General features: G+C 46.9%; 18 protein-coding genes, 1 tRNA gene and 1 pseudogene. 8 read left to right on the top strand and 12 right to left on the bottom strand.

Annotated elements, in window-relative coordinates:
* Positions 1 to 2: 2 nt before the first annotated feature.
* The 6 genes and pseudogenes from DFR44_RS05520 to DFR44_RS05495 form a co-directional block, all read right to left on the bottom strand.
* Entirely contained in the window at positions 3 to 875 is an 873-nt protein-coding gene (locus tag DFR44_RS05520) for a helix-turn-helix domain-containing protein (RefSeq protein WP_133619888.1), read from the bottom strand.
* A gap of 143 nt (positions 876 to 1,018) precedes the next feature.
* Positions 1,019 to 1,762 carry a type IV pilus biogenesis/stability protein PilW gene (gene pilW / locus DFR44_RS05515; protein WP_133619885.1) on the bottom strand — a complete coding sequence of 248 codons (744 nt, stop codon included), beginning with the start codon at positions 1,760 to 1,762 and terminating at the stop codon, positions 1,019 to 1,021.
* A gap of 170 nt (positions 1,763 to 1,932) precedes the next feature.
* A pseudogene (gene rlmN, locus DFR44_RS05510) lies at positions 1,933 to 2,994 on the bottom strand (dual-specificity RNA methyltransferase RlmN); the annotation flags it as partial.
* A 111-nt stretch (positions 2,995 to 3,105) separates the two neighbouring features.
* Positions 3,106 to 3,510, bottom strand: a complete 405-nt coding sequence (gene ndk / locus DFR44_RS05505; protein ID WP_133619878.1) for a nucleoside-diphosphate kinase — start codon at positions 3,508 to 3,510, stop codon at positions 3,106 to 3,108.
* A 191-nt stretch (positions 3,511 to 3,701) separates the two neighbouring features.
* Positions 3,702 to 4,166, bottom strand: coding sequence for a GNAT family N-acetyltransferase (locus tag DFR44_RS05500; RefSeq protein WP_133619874.1), 465 nt, complete (start codon positions 4,164 to 4,166; stop codon positions 3,702 to 3,704).
* Between the two features lie 64 nt (positions 4,167 to 4,230).
* Complete coding sequence (locus DFR44_RS05495) at positions 4,231 to 5,046, bottom strand: glycosyltransferase family 2 protein (protein WP_246012059.1); 816 nt, start codon at positions 5,044 to 5,046, stop codon at positions 4,231 to 4,233.
* Between the two features lie 188 nt (positions 5,047 to 5,234).
* Between DFR44_RS05495 and DFR44_RS05490 the strand changes: the two genes are divergently transcribed.
* A complete protein-coding gene (locus DFR44_RS05490; RefSeq protein ID WP_162845174.1) occupies positions 5,235 to 5,825 on the top strand; it encodes a CBS domain-containing protein in 591 nt (196 codons plus the stop codon).
* Positions 5,826 to 5,936: 111 nt separating this feature from the next.
* Positions 5,937 to 6,371: an META domain-containing protein gene (locus tag DFR44_RS05485; RefSeq protein WP_133619868.1), complete on the top strand. Its 435-nt coding sequence runs from the start codon at positions 5,937 to 5,939 to the stop codon at positions 6,369 to 6,371.
* A gap of 82 nt (positions 6,372 to 6,453) precedes the next feature.
* Here the strand turns inward: DFR44_RS05485 and hemH are convergent, their stop codons facing one another.
* The 5 genes from hemH to DFR44_RS05460 are packed head-to-tail and all read right to left on the bottom strand — an operon-like array spanning position 6,454 to position 9,672.
* Positions 6,454 to 7,431, bottom strand: a complete 978-nt coding sequence (hemH, locus tag DFR44_RS05480) for a ferrochelatase (RefSeq protein ID WP_133619866.1) — start codon at positions 7,429 to 7,431, stop codon at positions 6,454 to 6,456.
* Positions 7,428 to 8,432, bottom strand: coding sequence for an NAD(P)H-dependent glycerol-3-phosphate dehydrogenase (locus tag DFR44_RS05475; protein WP_133619864.1), 1,005 nt, complete (start codon positions 8,430 to 8,432; stop codon positions 7,428 to 7,430). Before DFR44_RS05475 ends, hemH begins: the two co-directional genes overlap by 4 nt.
* Positions 8,433 to 8,482: 50 nt before the next feature.
* Positions 8,483 to 8,932, bottom strand: coding sequence for a protein-export chaperone SecB (secB, locus tag DFR44_RS05470; protein ID WP_133619862.1), 450 nt, complete (start codon positions 8,930 to 8,932; stop codon positions 8,483 to 8,485).
* A 51-nt stretch (positions 8,933 to 8,983) separates the two neighbouring features.
* Positions 8,984 to 9,244, bottom strand: coding sequence for a glutaredoxin 3 (grxC, locus tag DFR44_RS05465; RefSeq protein ID WP_133619860.1), 261 nt, complete (start codon positions 9,242 to 9,244; stop codon positions 8,984 to 8,986).
* 17 nt (positions 9,245 to 9,261) lie between these two features.
* Positions 9,262 to 9,672 (bottom strand): rhodanese-like domain-containing protein, encoded by a 411-nt coding sequence (locus tag DFR44_RS05460; protein ID WP_133619858.1) that lies wholly within the window; start codon positions 9,670 to 9,672, stop codon positions 9,262 to 9,264.
* 367 nt (positions 9,673 to 10,039) lie between these two features.
* Here DFR44_RS05460 and gpmA point away from each other — a divergent pair, with 367 nt between their 5' ends.
* The 6 genes from gpmA (at position 10,040) to DFR44_RS05430 (ending at position 16,280) form a co-directional block, all read left to right on the top strand.
* Positions 10,040 to 10,786 (top strand): 2,3-diphosphoglycerate-dependent phosphoglycerate mutase, encoded by a 747-nt coding sequence (gene gpmA / locus DFR44_RS05455; RefSeq protein ID WP_133619856.1) that lies wholly within the window; start codon positions 10,040 to 10,042, stop codon positions 10,784 to 10,786.
* Between the two features lie 142 nt (positions 10,787 to 10,928).
* Entirely contained in the window at positions 10,929 to 12,335 is a 1,407-nt protein-coding gene (locus DFR44_RS05450) for a S41 family peptidase (protein WP_133620014.1), read from the top strand.
* Between the two features lie 126 nt (positions 12,336 to 12,461).
* Positions 12,462 to 13,088: a class I SAM-dependent methyltransferase gene (locus tag DFR44_RS05445; RefSeq protein WP_133619854.1), complete on the top strand. Its 627-nt coding sequence runs from the start codon at positions 12,462 to 12,464 to the stop codon at positions 13,086 to 13,088.
* A complete protein-coding gene (locus DFR44_RS05440; RefSeq protein WP_133619852.1) occupies positions 13,085 to 14,677 on the top strand; it encodes a tetratricopeptide repeat protein in 1,593 nt (530 codons plus the stop codon). Before DFR44_RS05445 ends, DFR44_RS05440 begins: the two co-directional genes overlap by 4 nt.
* Positions 14,674 to 16,155 carry a CDC27 family protein gene (locus tag DFR44_RS05435; RefSeq protein WP_162845173.1) on the top strand — a complete coding sequence of 494 codons (1,482 nt, stop codon included), beginning with the start codon at positions 14,674 to 14,676 and terminating at the stop codon, positions 16,153 to 16,155. Before DFR44_RS05440 ends, DFR44_RS05435 begins: the two co-directional genes overlap by 4 nt.
* Positions 16,156 to 16,204: 49 nt before the next feature.
* Positions 16,205 to 16,280 (top strand) — tRNA-Phe (locus tag DFR44_RS05430).
* Positions 16,281 to 16,541: 261 nt separating this feature from the next.
* On the opposite strand, the gene DFR44_RS05425 is transcribed toward DFR44_RS05430, so the two are convergent.
* Positions 16,542 to 17,086: IS3 family transposase (locus tag DFR44_RS05425; protein ID WP_133619848.1), on the bottom strand; the 545-nt coding region annotated here is incomplete at its 5' end.

Raw genomic sequence — 17,086 nt, 5'->3', positions numbered from 1 at the left:
ATTTAATTGAGTTCGTCAATTTTTGCGACGTCTTTGCCCTTGTTGGCAATCGCCGCTTTTAAATCATAGGGCTGCCCTTTCCAAGTGGCTTCAACTTGTGAGGCATTGCCAATTTTCACTTTCAAAGGCAACTCACCCGTGACCGTTTGTTCTGTGCCCGCCTCTTGCGTGCCGCTTAACAAGACCGTCCCTTTGGCGTCTTTAATTTCGACCCAGCTTGCCACTTTGAATTTCAACATGAGTGCATCATTTGGTAAGCTTGGTGCACTTGCGGCTTCGTTCTCAACAGGGGCAGTTGCTGGCGCAGCGGTAGGCTCAACAACAGGAGCAGGCGCAACCGTTTGTGACTGCGTAATGACTTGCACTTGGTTGGGCTCAGACACTTTCTGCACGCCTTCTTGTTTTTTCATGAGGCGTGTTCCCAAAACCCAGTACGCCAATAAACTGGCCACAACCAAAGACAGTAACACCAACCAAATTTTACCAATCCAAGGTTTATTCAAAGGCGTGCCTTGTGAGGCCACTTTTTCACTGACACGGCTCTCGCGCTCGGGCAATACAGCCGCTTGATTCTGATACTGCGCGGGTAAATAGCTGACGGCTTCGTCTGGGTCAACACCAACAATTTTTGCATAATGGCGGACAACAGCACGCAGTAAATTTGCTGAACCAAAAAGAGATAAATCATCCGCCTCAAGGGCTTCAATCTGACGCAAAGCTCGGTTACTACGCGATGCAACGTCTTGTGCATTCAGGCCTTTGGCTTGGCGCGCATTCACTAACCACTGACCTAAAGTTAAAGCGACTTCAGGACTGGCTTTTTGCCCATCCTCTTGGACAACGGAGTCTAAATTTAATTTGTCTTGCTCAGTCATATCAGAACTCTCTATTTTATTTGTACAACCACATGATTAATGACCTGCATGTCTTAAAGGCGTTTCAGCTTAAGCCATGCAGACGTTTTAACGATAATTTTACAACCAGTTATCAAAACAACGCCCGATGTTTTCACTTATTTTTAAAACTGATTGAAGTCTCCAGCGCGTGCCCAAGCAGCTTCATCACTGGTTGGCGCATCTAATAACAAAGCGGCAATCAGCCGACTTTCTTCGCTCAACTGTTTTTGAGCTTGCGCCAAACGTACATTCAACCAAAGCAGTTTCGATTTATCTTGCAATATTTCTGCGGCACGAGCATCTTCACGAGCCGCATCAAAACGCTTTTCGCTAACCGCCATATGTGCTCGATAAAGGTAGGCAACCGCATTTTTTGGATTGACATCTAAAGCTGCATTCAAGTAAGAATGCGCCAAATCAAATCGCCCCATCCGTGCCGCACAAACACCCGCATTGACCAATGCTTTATCCATGCTAACATACAGCGGGTCCCGCAACACTTTAGCAAATTGCACCATGGCTTCATCCGCACGACCACTGCCACACAAAAACCAAGCGTAATTATTACGCACATCGGTCGTATTCGATGCACCTGCCAAAGCTTGGTTAAAATGCACGTCCGCTTTGTCATTTTGACGCAACTGAGCGTACATCAAGGCGAGCAGGTTATGTGCTGGCGCATAACTGGGTGCAGCACTCAACGCCAATTCGGCCTCACGAACCGCAATGCCCACTTGCCCAACGTCAAAATAATTCACCGCCAATTCAGTGTGCACCTGTGCATACGCCAGTGTTTTATCCATCCGAGACGTATTCACGCACGCACTGAACATACATGCCACAAACAACATCAACGCAGATCTCATTCCGATGTTCCAGCCTTGGCGTTTTCTTGCGCGTTGACCTGCTCAATTTGGGCCTGCATTTGAGCAAACGAAATCACACCACGTTTCGCATCAGCCGCATCGGCGTTGGCGTCATCTGTTTCTGCGGAAACCTTCGCTCTTGGCGTAAAGACCAACACTTGCTCGGCCATGCGCTCGGCGTGACGCGTACGATCCCTAACCTGCCCCGCGAGCTGTCCACAAGCGGCATCAATATCATCGCCACGGGTTTTGCGCACAGTGGTGACAATTCCTGCATCCATTAACACTTGAGAAAAAGCCATAATCTGTTGGCGTGAAGACGCATGCAATCCAGACGCAGGAAACGGATTAAACGGTATTAAATTAAATTTGCACGGCACATCTTGTACCAGCGCAACCAATTCTTTAGCATGCTTAACAGAATCATTCACCCCCGCCAGCATGACATATTCAAACGTCACAAAATCTCGTGGCGCATGGGGCAAATAACGCTGGCATGCTGCCATCAGCTCACGCAACGGGTATTTTTTGTTTAAGGGAACCAGCTCATCGCGCAAAGCATCATTCGGCGCGTGTAAAGACACCGCCAAAGCAACGGGACAATCTTGGCTCAAGCGATCCATCATGGGCACAACACCCGATGTCGAGACAGTCACACGCCGACGCGACAAACCATAAGCATTGTCATCCAGCATCAACTTTAAGGCGGGAACCAACTGATTGTAATTGAGTAAAGGCTCGCCCATGCCCATCATCACCACATTGGTAATCAAACGTTGTCCTTTAGGATCTGCGCCCAAAGCATGGTTCGCCCACCACAACTGGCTGATGATTTCACCTGTCGTCAAATTACGGTTAAACCCTTGGTGCCCCGTCGAGCAAAAACGGCAATTGACCGCACAGCCCGCCTGCGACGAAATGCACAGCGTGCCGCGTGTGGCTTCTGGAATATAAACCGACTCGACTGCATTGCCTTGCTCGACGTCAGTCAACCACTTGCGTGTTCCGTCATAAGATGTGTGATCACTGATGATGGTCGGTAGCGGCAACTGCGCCTCTTGCTCCAATCGGGTACGCAATGATTTGGCCAAATCAGTCATTTGGTCAAATCGTTGCGCACCAAAATGATGAATCCACCGTGTGACCTGACGGGCGCGAAAAGGCTTTTCGCCCATCTGAGCGAAAAGTTCGGTCATGCCTGCAAGGTCAAAATTTAACAGGTTGGTTTTCATCTTTAGGTGCTTTTATATTTTCTTGCATGGCTTTATCGGATGCTCACAGCATATCGACTCGAACAACGGATAAAGCCTTCGAAAAATTAACTTTTTCGAGCAAGCGTGTGATTAACCAAAAAAGTATTTGATTTCAATCGCAGCATTTTCCAAGCTGTCAGAGCCGTGAACGGCATTTGCATCAATTGATTCTGCAAAATCAGCACGGATAGTACCTGGAGCAGCTTCTTTAGGATTGGTCGCACCCATCAATTCGCGATTTTTCAATACCGCATTCTCGCCTTCCAAGGCTTGAATCATGACTGGACCTGAAATCATGAACGCAACCAAATCTTTGAAGAAAGGACGTTCTTTATGTACAGCGTAAAAACCCTCTGCTTCCGCTTGAGTTAATTGCTTGTATTGAGCGGCAACAATTTTCAAGCCTGCATTTTCAAAACGTGTGTAAATTTGACCAATCACGTTTTTTGCAACTGCGTCTGGTTTGATGATAGATAAAGTACGTTCGATAGCCATTGCTATGCTCCTGTTTAAAAAAGAAGGATGTTTAAAAAAGACAATAAAATCAAGTTGTTTATGTTTCTTGTCAACGTAAAATTATAACACAAAGGGATAGCTCATAAATAAAAAACGCCGTAGACACGGCGCACTTTAAGCATTTCATGCTGAGTTATTTTAAATTTCAGAAACTTATTTATCGAACAAGGTCACAAAACGTAATAATAAGTATAAAAATCGTTATCGCGCCGCCAGCCTTGAGCCTCATAAAATTTTTGCGCGACAACATTGGTTTTAGCGGTTTCCAGCATGAGATACCCCAGTTTTTCATCCGCGGCCCAGTTTTGCACAAAATCAAGCAAGGTTTTGCCCACGCCCAGCCCCCTTGCGGATGGTTTAACAAATAAGTCGTTCAATAACCAAACTTGAGTGGCTTCAAGGCTCATTGCCAAAGAGCTAAACATCGGATAGAGCTGCGCAAAACCACAGGCCTCGCCTTGTTCATCAAACGCTAGAGCCACACGAGATTGGTTGTTTTGCAATCGGACTGTCAAAATCCGAGCGGACAATGCCAAGTCAGATGGCTTTTGATAAAACTGACGATAGCCATCAAATAACGGCACTACGCACTCAACATCCGACAACTTTGCCCATTTGACGCTTACTGCATTCATCACACTCTCCCATTTGTTTAAAAATTTCCCACACATCAAAAAACAGACTGTCGCAAAAACAGCCTCATGCTTTCGCCTCCTCCACCAGCAGGGGAACAACCTTGCCCATAGAACCAGCCAACACACCGCTCATCCGCTTTAAATTCTGCACGATGCGTTCTGTGACCGCATTTGCCTCGTCTAGGTGGTTTTGCAAAAGGCCTTCTGGCATGTGTTGAAACAGATGAGCATTGAGCAACCGTTGGCAATGAGACCCTGATTTATACCGATACAGCACCCCGACATCTTCAAATAACGTACCCACCATGACGGTATCGTGTAAAGCCAAGCCCAATGCTGCGTCTTCGCCGCCAAACCTCCGAAACAATGCGTCTTGCGGAAAACCACCCGCAGCTAAAAAAACGGTTTTCAGTATGACCATATTGCCCGCACCTGTCATTTCGACACTGCGCCATGCTCGCTTAAAACCCTCATGCGCGGCGTACTTTTCAGGCACGCCCCAAGGATGAAGAGGCAGTCGAACCATCGCCAATTGTGGAATGCAATGAAACGCCATGACCGCAGCATCGAGTGCGTGTGGGCGATACACATCATCGGCATCCAAAAAAGCGACAATAGACTCATTGACATGCATAACCCCCCAATTTCTCGCAACGGCAGCACCGCTTTTTACAGGCGTTTGCAACACTTTTATACGGCTAGGGTAACGGCTCGCCAAGTTGTGCAGCAATCCAAAGCTATCATCTGTGGAGGCATCATCAACAATATAAATACAACTGACGGCCGACTGTTGCAAAGCACTTGCAACCGCTTCAACAACAGTTTCAGCCGCGTTATGACAAGGCATAACAACGGCCACCTGTTTAGAAATATCAATCACTCCGTTCAAAATCCAACTCCTTTGATAGTGATGCAACAGCTTAGCGCAAATAACAAACAAGACACTGTAATGTATTACAAAACTCAACATTTTAAAATCAGATTGGTATTAGAATATTTCACATGCAGCCCTAGACTGCATGAATGCACTTTAACCTACTGCTGTCATTCACTCAAAAAGAGGTTTTTATGTCCATCGACCACTACCCAGCCCTTACCGAAGTCAACTTAAAGGGCGTTGCTGTTTACGCTCAACCGCCACACCGCGCCTCTCAAAACGTCACCTTGACATCTCATGCCCTTGAGGTCATGACGGATTTTCACTACCACCCCGCAGTCACGATTCAATCGGACATCCCCATTGACGATGCCAATGCCAAAATGATTGCTTTTGGTGTGCGTTCATTGCTCGTCACCAATAACAAACAGCAGATTATCGGCATCATCACGTCGACAGACATCTTGGGCGAAAAACCGATGAAAGTCTTGCAAGAGCGCGGCGGGCGACATGCAGACATTTGTGTGTTTGATGTCATGACCTGCAGTGATAAACTATTTTTTGTGCATTTTGATGATTTAAAAAATGCGAAAGTCGGACATCTATTGCAAACGCTGAAACAATCAGGACGCCAACACACCTTGGTGCTTGAGGAAGACAGTGAAGGCAATGAAATCATTCGCGGCATCGTGTCAGCAGCACAAATCGCTCGCCAACTCGGAATCGCTCACCACGCTGAAGTGGCTCGGACGTTCATGGAAGTAGAGAAAGCTTTGCGCTAAGACCAACGAGACAAGCACACACAAACATTCACCGTGCCAAACACGTGCGCCACAGTTTGGTACAATGCACGCGCTTAACGCACAAAACAACACACAACTAAGGACACTTCAATGGCATCATTTCGCACTTTAAGTACGGCTTTCGCTTTAAGTTTAAGCTTAGTCGCCTGCTCAACCTATACTTCCAACACACCGAATATGACAAGCCCTATGAAACACACATTAGAAGAAGGTGAATGGCATGTTGAAGACTTGGCACGCAAAGGCATCGTTGACAGCTCGGTTATCAGCATGACTTTTGATAAAAACGGTCGTGTCAGCGGTTCTGCCTCGTGCAACCGCTTCAATGGACAATACACTGCCCAAGGTTCTTCATTGAATATCAGTAAAACCGCCAGCACACGCATGATGTGCTCGCCCGCACTGATGAATCAAGAATCATTGTTTTTGGCATTATTAGAAAAAACCCAAAGCTATAGCTTCACTGCGGATGGCGCTTTACTTTTGAAAACAACAGATGGCGAAGTGATTACAGCACGTCATTGATGAACATGAATCGGGGCATTCAAAAGCACAAAAGAACGGCACATTGTTAATGTGCCGTTCTTTTGTGCATGCAATATTTTATCTATGCCAACGCAATCGACTGCAGCATTTGGATATGCGCAGGGGTCGTATTCAAACACGGAATGTAATGATACGCCAAACCACCTTGATGCAAAAACACCTCGCGCAATTCAATATTGACCTCCTCCAACGTCTCCAAACAATCCGCCGCAAAACCAGGACAGATGACATCCAGCCGTCGAGTACCCGCTTGAGCCAAGCCTTCTAAAGTCGCTTGCGTATAAGGTTGCAACCATTTTTGCGCCCCAAAGCGTGATTGATACGACAGCTTAACTTCATGCGTACTCAAACCAAGCGCTTGCACAAGCAACTCGTAAGTGCGTTGGCACTGTTTTTGATAGGGGTCACCGCGCAAAACATTACGTTCAGGCAAACCATGAAAACTAAGCAACAACTTGTCACCCGCGATAAAATCAGGTCGACCGTTGTTTTGCCAACTCTCTAAAATACTGATTTTTAGGGCGTGAATATAGCTCGGATGTTCATGATATGTATGGACAACATCATAACTAAAACTGTGACCATCCTTCAAAATCGCGGCCTTAAGCGCATCCTCAACTGTCGCTGTCGTGGTCATGGAGTACTGCGGGTACATGGGTATCACGCGCACGTGTTGCACACCATCGGCGTTGATGCGTTGCAAGACATCTCGAACCGATGGGTTTTGATAGCGCATGGCCCAATAAACGCGCACATTCTGTTCGGACAACAGAGCGGACAAGTGTCGGGCTTGCGCGGCCGTAATTGCTTTTAAAGGCGCCCCCTCTTCTTGCCAAACCGCTTTATATTTCTCTACCAGCTTGGGCGGACGTGTTCGCAAAATGATGCCATGTAAAATCGGCCACCAAACCAATTTGGGCAGGTCAACCACTCGTCGATCGCCCAAAAATTCAGCCAAATAGCGAGCTATCGCAGGTGCGCTTGGCTCGTCGGGCGAACCCAAATTAACCAGCAATATGGCTTGATGATGTGTGGTCATAACCGAATACTTTCACTGGCGGCTTCGCGCATTAACAATTGTTGCACGGCTTCTTTGGGAGGCAAACCATCAAGCACGGCGCATACCGCTTGAGTAATCGGCAAATCAACCTGATGTTGTCGAGCCAATGCCAGCATCGCGTGGGCGCACAACGCACCCTCGGCCACATGTCCCAAGCCCGCAGTGATGTCCTGTAAAGACGCTCCCGCAGCCAGTGCCAATCCTACTTTTCGATTACGCGACAAGTGCCCTGTTGCAGTCAGAATCAAATCCCCAACGCCAGTTAGCCCACTTAAAGTCGCAGTTTGAGCACCTAAAGCCTGCCCCAAGCGCATCATTTCAGCAATTCCTCGCGTAATCAAGGCCGCTCTGGCATTCATGCCCAACTCTAATCCATCACAAATCCCAGCCGCAATGGCAAGTACGTTTTTCAATGCCCCGCCGATTTCCACGCCAATCACATCCGTACTGTGATAAATCCGCAAATGAGCATGGTGCAGTTGCTGCACAAAATCCATGTTCAAACGTGGATGCAAAGAAGCTAAAACCAAAGCGCACGGTTGATTTTGAGCAACTTCAGCCGCAAAAGAAGGGCCTGACAAAGCGCCTACAGGCGCATCCACCCCTAAAACCTCAGCAACAATTTGGTGCGGCAAAGCCAATGTCTCACGCTCAACCCCCTTACACAGCCACAACACAGAGGCTTGCGTGTTCGCTTTAGCAATTTTTTGACACACCCCACGCAAAGCCGCTAAAGGGGTCGCAATAATAAGCACATCGTCCGCGTGAGAATGTTCAGCCATGACCTGCTCAAAACGATGGCAGAACTTCAAATCAGGATGCAGTCGCGTGCCCGTCAAGTACGTTGTGTTATAAAACGTTTGCGCCATAGAAGACATGAGCAACTCATCACGCCCCCAAAGAGTAACGCGATGCCGATTGGCAAGCGAGGAGGCAAGGGCAGAGCCCCATGCGCCAGCACCCAAAACCGCTATATTCATTTTGATTTTTCTAAAATGCAGAAATCGAGCTACGCTCGATTATCCTTAATTTATTGAACCGTTGTTGCAGGAGCCGCTGTACCGATTTTGTCTTGATAGAACTGTTCAAAGTTCACTTCAGTCAAGTGCAATGGCGGCAAGGTCGCACGCGTGAGCAAATCGGCCACGTTTGCACGCAAGTACGGGTACAACATAGATGGGCACACAATATGCAATACAGGTTCTAATTGCTCATCAGGTAAATTGGCAATTTCAAAAATGCCTGCTTGCTTAGCTTCAATTAAGAAAAACACCTTGTCATTCAAACGAGCCGTTAAAGTCACGCTGACTTCAACTTCGTAAGCAGATGTATCCAATTGCGTATGTTCAGTAGAGACCTCAACTGCAACTTGAGGGGCTTCGCCTTCCAAAAAAACTGCGGGCGCATTCGGCATTTCTAAAGACGCATCCTTCAAATACACACGGCGCAGGTCAAAAGTAGGTTGAGCTTGGTCAGTCATGTTGTAATCCTAGTTAGTAAAATAATACAGTTAAAAAAACAAACGATGAGATTACTCAGCGTTCAATAAAGGCATTAAACCGCCTGCGCGATCTAATGCAGATAAATCATCAAAACCACCCACATGGGTGTCACCAATAAAAATTTGGGGAACCGTCCGCCGTTGAGTGACACTCATCATGTATTCACGCTGGCTGGGTTCTTGGTCAATTCGTATTTTATGAATGTGTTCAACGCCACGCTGTTTGAGCAACTGCTCCGCTCGAATACAATAAGGGCAACAACCCGTAGTGTACATGGTGACTTTTTGCATGGTATGACTCCGAGGGTTTAATTTTTAACTAAAGGCAACTGGGCCTCTTTCCATGCATTCAAACCACCGTCTAGTACATGCACATCCGTAAACTCCATTTTGCTGAATACTTTAACCGCTCCAGCTGCGGCAACACCTCGGTCACACACCAATAACACAGGCTTGTCTTTTTTCAATTTTGCCAATGGCAACTGCTCCACCAAATTACTCATGGGCAATGATTTGGCATTTTGAATATGTCCCGCAGCAAAGGCTTCTGCGCTACGGACATCAATGACTTGAGCACGTTTATTAATTAATGTCGTCGCTTCTGTCACATTTAAACGCGACGCTCGGCCACCCGCGATGCTTGGCCACACCAAAAGACCGCCTGAAATGGCTGCAAACGCTACTAAAGCTAAATTCATCGGCTGTAAAAAGAAATCCACAATGTATCCTTATGTCGGAATTAAAATCGTTGAAAAATTAAGAAAGCATTATAGAATATAAACCACTTCTCGTCCAAGTCATGCCAACAAATGCCCTATGAAAACACGAAAAACTCTCGACCGCTGTTTTTCATTATCAACATTGTCGTTTATATTTAATAAAATACAATAAAAATCAAACAACTAGACGAGTCTCTGTTTAAGATGGGGAACCACGCCAAGCGATTTTGAGTATATAACACAAAAAAAGAGGTAAAATTCAAAGCTATCTTTGCCAGAGCTGCAAAACAAAGATTCAAAACCTAACCACAGAAAACAAAACGCTGAACAAGCGCAAAAATTTTCTGTATTTTTTAGAGGGATTGCTATGTATAAAGTCGTTTTATTTCGTCACGGTGAAAGCCAATGGAATTTAGAAAACCGTTTTACTGGCTGGACTGATGTCGACTTAACCGAAAATGGCCGTGCTGAAGCCGTACGTGCGGGGAAGCTATTAAAAGAAGCGGGATTTAAATTTGACATTGCGTTTACATCGCTGCTCACCCGAGCCATTCGCACGCTGTGGACAGTACTGGACGAAATGGGTCAAATGTACATCCCCGTTCATCCAGATTGGCATTTAAACGAACGACATTACGGCGCATTACAAGGTTTAAACAAAGCAGAAACAGCAGCTCAATACGGTGATGAACAGGTTTTGATTTGGCGACGCGCCTATGCCGTTGCGCCCAATCCCTTAGACAAAGAAGACCCACGCTGGCCTGGGAATGATGAGCGTTACGCTCACATTCCAAAAGACTTATTGCCAACGACAGAATGTTTAAAAGACACCGTCGAGCGCGTGATTCCATACTGGGAAGAAACCATCGTACCTTTCATTAAGGCGGGTCAAAACGTGGTCATTGCTGCACACGGCAACAGCCTGCGCGCGCTCGTCAAACACTTGGATCACATCAGCAATGATGACATTGTGAATTTAAACATCCCGACCGCTCAGCCGCTGGTGTACGAACTGGACGAACGTATGAAACCAATTCGCAGCTACTATTTAGGCGACGCCGAAGCGATTGCCGCGGCAACTGCAGCAGTGGCCAACCAAGGTAAAGCCAAATAAGCTATCCGTGGGGCTTGAGAACATATTTGTGACAATATCACTCGCACCACGGACGTGACTCACACATGAACGTTTCTTCATTATTTTTTGACGAAACCCATTAAAAACAACGGAATTAGCGGTGAATGCTCAATTAAAGGAAATGGTTGAATCTATGAAAAAAGCAGGTTTAGTATTAAGTGGAGCGGCCGCAGGTGTCATGCTAAGTTTAGGCATCACCGCATACGCAGACAGAAATGGAGAGGCCAAAAGTGCCATTCCACTCGAAGATTTACAAAAATTTTCTCAAGTCTTGGGACTGATAAAAAACAATTATGTTGACGATGTCACAGACAAAAAAATTATCGAAAACGCCATTTCAGGCATGGTGCGCGAGCTCGACCCGCACTCCGCCTACTTCAGTGAAAAAGATTTTGAAGACTTAAAAGAAGGCATTTCAGGCAAATTCACTGGCTTAGGCATTGAGGTTCAAGGTGGCAAAGGTGTGGTGCAAGTGATTTCACCGATTGAAGACAGCCCCGCCTTTAAAGCGGGCATTCAATCAGGCGACACCATCGTCAAAATCAACGACAAAGCAGTCAGCTCAATGCGCGGCTTAACAGAAGCCATTTCACTCATGCGCGGCAAGGCGGGCGAAACCGTCCGCCTAACCGTCGTGCGCAAAGGTGAATCCAAACCCTTAATTTTTAACATTGTTCGCGCCGAAATCAAGAGCCAAAGTGTCAAAGGCAAAATCATCGAGCCAGGTTACGGCTGGATTCGCGTCACTCAATTCCAAGAACCGACTTTACGCGACTTTGTGGCTAAAGCAAAAGAACTATACGCACAAGGCAAACTAAAAGGTTTAGTTTTAGATTTACGCAACGACCCAGGTGGCTCGTTAGATACGGCAGTGGGCGTTTCAGCGGCTTTCTTGCCTAAAGATGTCACTGTTGTATCTTCAAAAGGCTTGCACACAGAACCTGAAGTGCGTAAAGCCACCCCAATGGATTATGCTCGCGGCGGTCCTGATGTACTGCAAAGTTTACCGAATGATTTAAAAGACGTACCTTTGGTCGTATTGGTGAACGGCGGTTCAGCTTCAGCCTCTGAAATTGTTGCAGGCGCATTACAAGACCACAAACGAGCAACCGTCATGGGCAGCCAAACTTTTGGCAAAGGCTCTGTTCAGCAGGTGATTCCGCTTGACCGCGAAGGCAAAACAGGTGTGAAATTAACCATCGCGCGTTACTACACGCCTAGTGGTAAATCTATTCAAGCACGAGGCGTTATTCCCGATGTCTTAGTAGATGACAACGCCAACGGAAAAAATGGCCGCTACTCACGCGAGTCAGACTTGCCAGGTCACTTATCAAACGACAGTGGTGTACAAGAAGACAAACCGCGTGATGTATGGGATGAATGGGCAAAAGAAGAAGATGAGGACAAAAAAGATCCAAAAGCCAAAGATGACGCACCACGTTTTGGCGAGGCTGGCGACTTCCCATTACAACAAGCATTGAACCATCTCAAAGGCATACCTGTGCAGACGGCAAAGAAAAAACAATAAAAAGTTATAAAAAAAAGTACGGCCTCACACAAAAACAAATAAAATGTAACAGGGCAGTAAAACCCCAAAATTAAAAGGGGTTTTACTCGTTACCCTCATAACTACAAAATATTTCAAGGAGCGCCTATGTCTTTACCAAAAAACATAAAAAACGCCTTAAAAAAAGGCTCAATCAAACTAAACTTGGGTTCAGGTTATACTCACTTTGACGGTTTTTTCAATGTCGATAAGTTCGCAGAAGCAAAACCCGATTGGCAAATGGACTTAGAAACAACACCGTGGGATTTACCTGACAACAGCGTTGACGAAGTCAATATGCACCATGTGCTTGAACATGTCGGGCAAACAGTCGACACCTACATGGCCATTTGGCAGGAGTTGTACCGTGTGTGTGTCGATGGCGCAAAATTATCGGTCATCTTACCCCATCCTCGTCACGACACCTTCATAGGTGACCCGACACATATTCGTCCGATTACCCCCATCAGCCTCTCGATGCTTGACCGCCAACAATGCGAAGCTTGGATTGAAAACAACTACGCTAACACCACATTGGCCTTGTATTACAACGTTGATTTTGTTATAGAAAATACGGTATTTGATTTTGAACCCATTTGGTTAGCTCGTTACGAAAATGGTGAAATCACGCAAGAGCAACTCTTCGAAGCCGAACGTCAATTCAACAATGTGGTACTGCAATATCGCTTTATCATGCGCGTGCGTAAACCCAGCAATACTGGGTTGAAACCATGAGTTTTGTGCATCACACTAACAAATCAATTCCTGAGTTATTGAGTGCCGCCCTTGATGCTATAAGTCAAAACCAGTTCTCGAATGCTTTAGAAAATGCATTAGCGGCACTCAAGCTAGACCCGTTGCACGCAGAGGCACACCATTTGGCTGCGCATGCCTATAGCCAGCTCGGAAACGCCCTTCTTGCAGATGCCATGCTTGAACGCGCCCTCGCCCTCGCCCCCAATCACCCGCAATATCATTACAACGCCGCCGTTAATGCGGGCATAAGGGGCGATATACCCCGCGCGATGGCACACTATGCACAAGCCCTACGCATTGAACCTGACTTGGTCGATGCGCTTTGGAACTATGGTGAGCTACTTCGGCTGGACGAGCATTTTGATTTGGCTCTGGATTGTTTTGAACGTTTAGTTGCATTAAAACGAACCGACTACAAAAGCCTATACGACCGCATGGCAATATGCTATTCACAACTGGACCGACATAAGGAAGCCGAGGCCGCGTTCCAAAAAGCACTGCAGTTAAAGCATACATCGGCATTGGCTCATTGGGAATACGCGTTGTACAAACTGTCGCTTGAAGATTTTCAGACGGGTTTCAAATACTATGACGACCGTTTCTTGTGCAATGGCCAAAACAACGTACACTGCCATGACTTTCCCTATCCTTTATGGCAAGGCGCTTTTGAGCCGAACCAAACCTTATTGATTCACGGCGAACAAGGTTTAGGCGATGAAATGATGTTTGCTTCAATATTTAATGAGCTACTGGACGAAGCTGAAAAAGCCAACACCAAAGTCATTATTGCTTGCAAACCGCCTCTGGTTCGACTGTTTTCGCACAACTTCCCTCGCGCAGAAGTACGTGCACATAAAGTCGGCATGCACATAGCCAACCTCAGCGACCTGTCAATTGACGCACAACTGCCGATGGGCAATTTGATGCGGTTATACCGCCAAAATCATGACGATTTTGATACCCATCGTCACCCGTATTTTAAAGCGGCAACCAATGCAACCGCGCACTACAGCACACTCATTCCAATACTCGGACGTGAGGCACGCGATGGCAAAAGACGTTTTCGTGTCGGACTGATGTGGGGCTCTAATCCAGCCAACATTTCAGCCAAGTTTTCACGCTGGACACACCAACGCAGCATTCCACTTAACATGTTTGAATCATTTATCGACTTGATTGAAGATGTTGAATTTATCAGTCTGCAAAACTCAGAACGTGGGGCAGAAGCCGCACTTGCACCTACGCTCGACATCGTCGACTTCAGCCTAGACCAAAGGGATTTTTACGATACAGCAGGACTAATCAACAACCTTGACTTAGTCATCACTGTCTGCACATCCGTCTCTCACCTAGCGGGCGGCATGGGCGTTGAAACATGGGTGCCGCTGATGAAACGCGCAGATTGGCGACATGGCCGCGAGCGAGAACACAGCTTATGGTACGAAGGCACACGTTATTTCCGACAAAGCAAAGTCCACGACTGGCAAGATGTGGTCAGTCGTATGCACGCCGCATTACATGAGCGTGTCCGCACATGGAAAGAAGAACAAACCCCGATACAATCATGAATCCAACACACCTCCAATCACTTTTAGATACCGCACAACAGCTGGACGCTCAAGGACAAAAAGCCTCCGCACGAGCCTTATGGCACGCAGCCCTTCGCCTCAATAACGAACTCCCGCTCGTTCATGCGCAACTGGCCTACTCCTATGGTGAAAGCCTAAACAACGACATCGCACTCACTCATGCGCAAATGTGGTACCACCTAGACCCCACTAACCCGAGCGCACGCTGGCTTTACGGTCTATTTTTATTTCGCATGGCACAACACCAACATGCAATAGACATACTCGTGCCTCTTGCTGAAACACAACCGAACTGGCCCAACCTCCACCTCGTCATAGCCAAATGCTATCTTGACTTACGACAAATGGAAAAAGGCGCACCTTATTTTGAACGCGCCGTCCAAAACACCGAAAATGACCCAATTGAAAATGCAAAAGTCCGTTGGGAATACGCCATGCAGCTGCTCACACAAGGACATTTCAAAGAAGGTTGGCACAATCACGAAGCTCGCCTCATCAGTATCGGCTGGGCCAATTTACATTTATGCCCCCTGCCCGCCCCACTGTGGAAAGGCGAACCACTCAAAAACAAAACCATCGTTGTACACGGCGAACAAGGTCTAGGAGATGAAATCATGTACGCCTCCATGCTGCCTGACCTCATCGCACAAGGCGCCCACATCATACTCGCCTGCTACATAGCCAACCAAAAATTGATGCAAGACAGTTTTCCTGAAATTCAAATAGTCAACCACCCACGAGGAGTCAAAAACATCCAAGACTGGCAAAACGGCATCATGCCCGACTGGTGGAACGCGCTCATCAAAAAAGGCACGCACATCGACTATCAAATCCCCATGGGCAGTTTAGCCAATATTCTGCGACCAGACGAATCCAAATTCCCGCGCACCCCCTATCTAAAAATCAACCAAACGCACGCCAAAAAAATGCAGCGTCAATTGACACAACGCGCAAAAGAACAACACATAGACCTCAGCCACAAACACCTCATAGCCCTCGCTTGGTGCGGCAACCTCGACAACCCGCACGGTCGAGCAAAAAGCCTAACCCTAGAACAACTGGCAGGACTCGGACGCATCGCTCAAACACACAACGCCGTTTTTGTCAGCCTACAAAACCAACAATACGGCAAACAAGCAATAGACGCCCATGCACAAGGCATAATGCCCATCGTTGACATGAGCCCTTATACCGACAGCTTTGTCGACACCCTCGCCCTCGCCAGCCTGTGCGAGCAGATTATCACCATCGACACCTCCTACGTCCACCTATGCAGCGCAGCAGGCCTACCCGCCACCATGCTACTGCGCCGCAACTGCGACTGGCGTTGGGGTTGGACACGTCATGATTCTGTTTGGTACAAGGAACTTGAACTCATACGCCAAGAGATTGACGGTGATTGGACACCCGTCATAAAAAAAACAGAAGAAAAGTTACTCAACTGGTTGACGAGTTAAACAGGATTCTGTATACTTGCGGTTCTTGATTTGCAATGCAAAACAAGTTGGCCAGGTAGCTCAGTCGGTAGAGCAGAGGATTGAAAATCCTTGTGTCGGCGGTTCGATTCCGCCCCAGGCCACCAGAACACAAGCGGCTTACAGCGATGTAAGTCGTTTTTTTATGTTCGGATGATTTGTAATTTTGATTTTTTGTACCCTATTTGTACCTTTGAAATTAAAAAGACCGCTTTAAAAAGCAGTCCTTTGTTGATACGCTCATGTATTAAACAATCTTAGTTTGCTATGCCGTATCACCCACAATTGCAAAATCCTGAATCAAGAGTGTTTCTGCACGTCTTAGTGCCCGCAGGCGTTGTTGATCTGCCCTCATTTCAACGGACATTTTAAGCAGCTATTTTAGATGCTGCGGATTCAAATTTTACAGGGCTTTGGTATCCCAATTTTGAATGTTTGCGTTTGAAGTTGTAATAGGCTTCAATAAACCAGAAGATTTCGCGTCTGGCGTGCTTCATTGACTCAAAGGCAATGCGATAGACATGTTCGACCTTGAGCGTGTGGAAGAAGCTCTCACAGGCGGCATTGTCGTAGCAGTTGCCTTTGCTGCTCATACTGCATTTCAAGTCATAAGCTTTAATCAATCGCTGATAGGCTTGCGAACAGTATTGGCTGCCACGGTCGGTGTGCACAATCACCCCAGATGGGTAGCCCCGTTTGAACAACGCCGCCTTGAGTGCATCACAGACCAGTCGTGCATTGATGCGCTCACCAAAAGCCCAACCAATCACCCTGCGTGAGTACAAGTCAACCACCACTGCCAAATACAGCCATTGCTTCTTCACCCGAATGTACGTGATGTCAGCCACCCATTTGGTATTCGGTGCATCGGCGTCAAAGCATTGGTTGAGCAAGTTAGGCGCTGTGGGTAGGT

Origin of the sequence: Hydromonas duriensis (assembly GCF_004363775.1) — a bacterium.
GTDB lineage: Bacteria > Pseudomonadota > Gammaproteobacteria > Burkholderiales > Burkholderiaceae > Hydromonas > Hydromonas duriensis.
Note: the sequence above shows the minus strand (reverse complement) of the source record. Positions and strands in the feature narration are given on the sequence as shown.

What these genes read in the sequence shown, in the direction of transcription:
- DFR44_RS05445 (WP_133619854.1), top strand. Translation starts at nt 12,462, where the DNA reads ATGTCTTTACCAAAAAACATAAAAAACGCCTTAAAAAAAGGCTCAATC.
- DFR44_RS05440 (WP_133619852.1), top strand. Translation starts at nt 13,085, where the DNA reads ATGAGTTTTGTGCATCACACTAACAAATCAATTCCTGAGTTATTGAGT.
- DFR44_RS05520 (WP_133619888.1), bottom strand. Translation starts at nt 875, where the DNA reads ATGACTGAGCAAGACAAATTAAATTTAGACTCCGTTGTCCAAGAGGAT.
- secB (WP_133619862.1), bottom strand. Translation starts at nt 8,932, where the DNA reads ATGACTGACCAAGCTCAACCTACTTTTGACCTGCGCCGTGTGTATTTG.
- gpmA (WP_133619856.1), top strand. Translation starts at nt 10,040, where the DNA reads ATGTATAAAGTCGTTTTATTTCGTCACGGTGAAAGCCAATGGAATTTA.
- DFR44_RS05435 (WP_162845173.1), top strand. Translation starts at nt 14,674, where the DNA reads ATGAATCCAACACACCTCCAATCACTTTTAGATACCGCACAACAGCTG.
- hemH (WP_133619866.1), bottom strand. Translation starts at nt 7,431, where the DNA reads ATGACCACACATCATCAAGCCATATTGCTGGTTAATTTGGGTTCGCCC.
- DFR44_RS05485 (WP_133619868.1), top strand. Translation starts at nt 5,937, where the DNA reads ATGGCATCATTTCGCACTTTAAGTACGGCTTTCGCTTTAAGTTTAAGC.
- DFR44_RS05490 (WP_162845174.1), top strand. Translation starts at nt 5,235, where the DNA reads ATGTCCATCGACCACTACCCAGCCCTTACCGAAGTCAACTTAAAGGGC.
- DFR44_RS05500 (WP_133619874.1), bottom strand. Translation starts at nt 4,166, where the DNA reads ATGAATGCAGTAAGCGTCAAATGGGCAAAGTTGTCGGATGTTGAGTGC.
- DFR44_RS05450 (WP_133620014.1), top strand. Translation starts at nt 10,929, where the DNA reads ATGGTTGAATCTATGAAAAAAGCAGGTTTAGTATTAAGTGGAGCGGCC.
- pilW (WP_133619885.1), bottom strand. Translation starts at nt 1,762, where the DNA reads ATGAGATCTGCGTTGATGTTGTTTGTGGCATGTATGTTCAGTGCGTGC.
- ndk (WP_133619878.1), bottom strand. Translation starts at nt 3,510, where the DNA reads ATGGCTATCGAACGTACTTTATCTATCATCAAACCAGACGCAGTTGCA.
- DFR44_RS05475 (WP_133619864.1), bottom strand. Translation starts at nt 8,432, where the DNA reads ATGAATATAGCGGTTTTGGGTGCTGGCGCATGGGGCTCTGCCCTTGCC.
- grxC (WP_133619860.1), bottom strand. Translation starts at nt 9,244, where the DNA reads ATGCAAAAAGTCACCATGTACACTACGGGTTGTTGCCCTTATTGTATT.